The organism is Leisingera sp. F5 (assembly GCF_001593695.1).
Window position 1 is genome coordinate 1 of record NZ_LUKH01000451.1, and the last position, 2,424, is coordinate 2,424.

At 63.0% G+C, this 2,424-nt stretch carries 4 protein-coding genes and 1 pseudogene; all 5 read left to right on the plus strand.

What is annotated here, in order from left to right; all coding sequences use genetic code 11:
* Positions 1–210: 210 nt before the first annotated feature.
* Positions 211–777: a GNAT family N-acetyltransferase gene (locus tag A2I95_RS31725; RefSeq protein WP_291736226.1), complete on the plus strand. Its 567-nt coding sequence runs from the start codon at positions 211–213 to the stop codon at positions 775–777.
* A gap of 61 nt (positions 778–838) precedes the next feature.
* The gene (locus tag A2I95_RS31730; protein ID WP_259989129.1) at positions 839–1,441 is read left to right on the plus strand and encodes a GNAT family N-acetyltransferase; all 603 of its coding nucleotides are present in this window, start codon (positions 839–841) and stop codon (positions 1,439–1,441) included.
* A gap of 114 nt (positions 1,442–1,555) precedes the next feature.
* Positions 1,556–1,864, plus strand: a complete 309-nt coding sequence (locus A2I95_RS31735; RefSeq protein WP_291736231.1) for a chorismate mutase — start codon at positions 1,556–1,558, stop codon at positions 1,862–1,864.
* A 61-nt stretch (positions 1,865–1,925) separates the two neighbouring features.
* Positions 1,926–2,294, plus strand: a complete 369-nt coding sequence (gene rpsP, locus A2I95_RS31740; RefSeq protein WP_259992531.1) for a 30S ribosomal protein S16 — start codon at positions 1,926–1,928, stop codon at positions 2,292–2,294.
* Between the two features lie 4 nt (positions 2,295–2,298).
* Positions 2,299–2,424: pseudogene (locus tag A2I95_RS31745) on the plus strand (5,6-dimethylbenzimidazole synthase); the annotation flags it as partial.

A 2,424-nucleotide genomic window follows, 5' to 3' on the forward strand; every position in this document is an offset into this window, starting at 1 on the left:
GGTCTACCGCCACCCTGCCCCCGAGGCGCCTTGCGACGGCGGGATGGAGGCCTACGCATGAGCTTCTGTCAAATTTGCACAAACCAGGCCGCCCCAGCAGCCCGGGATGCAGCCCGTTTAACTGAAAATTACGCAGTCTCCCCGATACTCCCTCATTGGATGGGTGAAATTTATGCCGGGCGGTCCGCCGCCCGGACAAAGGGGTACAAGATGACTGACGTGCAAACGCCGTATCCGCGGCTTGTTTCAAAGCGCCTCATGCTGATATCTCCGGCAGATCCGGAGTTCGACGCCAATGCGGCCTTCCTGAATCCAGGTGCGGCGCGCTTTATTGATGCGGCGGAAGATCCGGATTCGCTGTGGTGGTCTATTGCCACCATCATCGGCCACTGGCACCTGCACGGCTACGGCCTGTTCGCGGTGGTGGAGCGCAGCACCGGGCAGACCGTGGGTCTTGTCGGCCCCTGGTTCCCCAAGGGCTGGCCGGAACCGGAGCTGTCCTGGCACCTGATGGAAACGGGCCGCGGCAAGGGCTACGCCAGCGAAGCCGCGCAATGTGTTCTCGACTGGCTGTTTGCCGAGGCCGGCTGGGACTGCATCGTCTCTTACGTGCCCGAGGAAAACGGCGCCTCCATCGCACTGGCCCAGCGCGTCGGCGCCCGCCCGGAAAAGCCGGTCAGCTTCCGCCTGCAGCCCGCGCCCAATATCCGCGTCTGGCGCCACGTCCCGCCCGCCCGCTTGTCCGGCGCGCAGGCCGAACGGGGCCTGCTGCACTAATGCGCCGTTACGGGATCATAATCCGGCCTGTTCGCGACCTTCCGCTGGAGGGAGCGCGCTGATGCCCTATGATATCCCGGTGATCGAAACCCGCCGTCTGGTACTGCGTGGCCCCGAACCGCAGGACTACCCCGACTTCAAAGCCACCTTCAGCTCCTACCGCTCGCGCTTTATGGGCGGACCGCTGAATACCTACGAGGCCTGGATGCTCTATGCCGCCGAGATCGGCCATTGGCAGGTGCGCGGTTTCGGCATGTGGATGATCCACGACAAGGCCACGGACGAAACTTATGGCATGGCCGGCGGCTGGCAGCCCGCAGGCTGGCCCGAGCGCGAGATCGCCTGGATCATCTGGCCCGGTGCCGCCGGCAAGGGCTATGCGCTGGAGGCGGCACAGGCCGCTCGCGGACATTTTTATTCAAATCTGGGCTGGGAGACCGCGGTCAGCTATATCGATCCCAAGAATCTCGACTCGATCCGGCTGGCAGAGCGGCTCGGCGCTTCCAAGGACCACAGCGCCGCAACCATCGACGGCAATGACGCGGTCTACCGCCACCCTGCGCCGGACACCCTGAAGGACAGCCAGATTGCGCATGGCATCGAAATGGAAATCGGCCACTACGCCGACCCGCTGTTCAAACCGGAGGGTTGGGCACTTGACTGAGTTGCACCAGAAAGCTCATTTGCTGCGCTGTGGCGGTCCGCTTGCTGTGAATAGCGGGTATATGCCCGCTGCTGTCCCGGCACGCCCTGGCATTGCTGCCCTGCGGAGGACCTGATGACGACCGAAACCCAAGACCCTGCCGTCCGCGCAGCCCAGCTGCTGAAGGGCCACCGCGAAAGCATCGACCGGCTGGATGCGATCCTCGTCTACACTCTGGGCGAGCGGTTCAAGCACACCCAGGCAGTGGGGTGGCTCAAGGCTGAACACGACCTTCCGCCGTCTGATCCGACCCGCGAAGCGGCGCAGATCGCGCGGCTTGAAGACTTGGCAAAACAGGCCGATCTGGACCCTGAATTCGCCAAGGCATTTTTGAACTTCATCATCGGTGAAGTCATTCGCCACCATAAGAAACACCAAGAATAACAACGCACAACAGGAACAACCGGGGCAAACCCCGGACAACGCCATCAAAGGAGATGTACCCATGGCAATGAAAATCCGTTTGGCCCGCGGCGGCTCTAAAAAGCGTCCTTTTTACCGCATCGTGGCTGCTGACAGCCGCATGCCGCGCGACGGCCGCTTCATCGAGAAGCTGGGCACCTACAACCCGCTGCTGCCGAAAGACAGCGAAGAGCGCGTGAAAATGGACATGGAACGCGTGCAGCACTGGCTGGATCAGGGCGCACAGCCGACCGACCGTATCGCCCGCATGCTGGAAGCGGCCGGTGTCCGTGCCAAGACCGAGCGCAGCAACCCCAAGAAAGGCGCCCCGGGCAAGAAAGCCCAGGAGCGCGCAGAAGAGAAAGCTGCGAAGGCTGCTGAAGCCTCCGAAGCAACTGCAGACGCGGAATAATTCCGTGGAGTTGCGGGGCGCTTTTCCCGAAGAGTTCCGCAGCCAGCTTGATCTGCTGATGCGGCTCCGGCGTGACGTGCGCCGGTTCCGCAGCGATCCGGTGGAAGAGGCAGTGCTGATGCGCTGCCTC

What these genes read in the sequence shown, in the direction of transcription:
- A2I95_RS31725 (WP_291736226.1), top strand. Translation starts at nt 211, where the DNA reads ATGACTGACGTGCAAACGCCGTATCCGCGGCTTGTTTCAAAGCGCCTC.
- A2I95_RS31730 (WP_259989129.1), top strand. Translation starts at nt 839, where the DNA reads ATGCCCTATGATATCCCGGTGATCGAAACCCGCCGTCTGGTACTGCGT.
- A2I95_RS31735 (WP_291736231.1), top strand. Translation starts at nt 1,556, where the DNA reads ATGACGACCGAAACCCAAGACCCTGCCGTCCGCGCAGCCCAGCTGCTG.
- rpsP (WP_259992531.1), top strand. Translation starts at nt 1,926, where the DNA reads ATGGCAATGAAAATCCGTTTGGCCCGCGGCGGCTCTAAAAAGCGTCCT.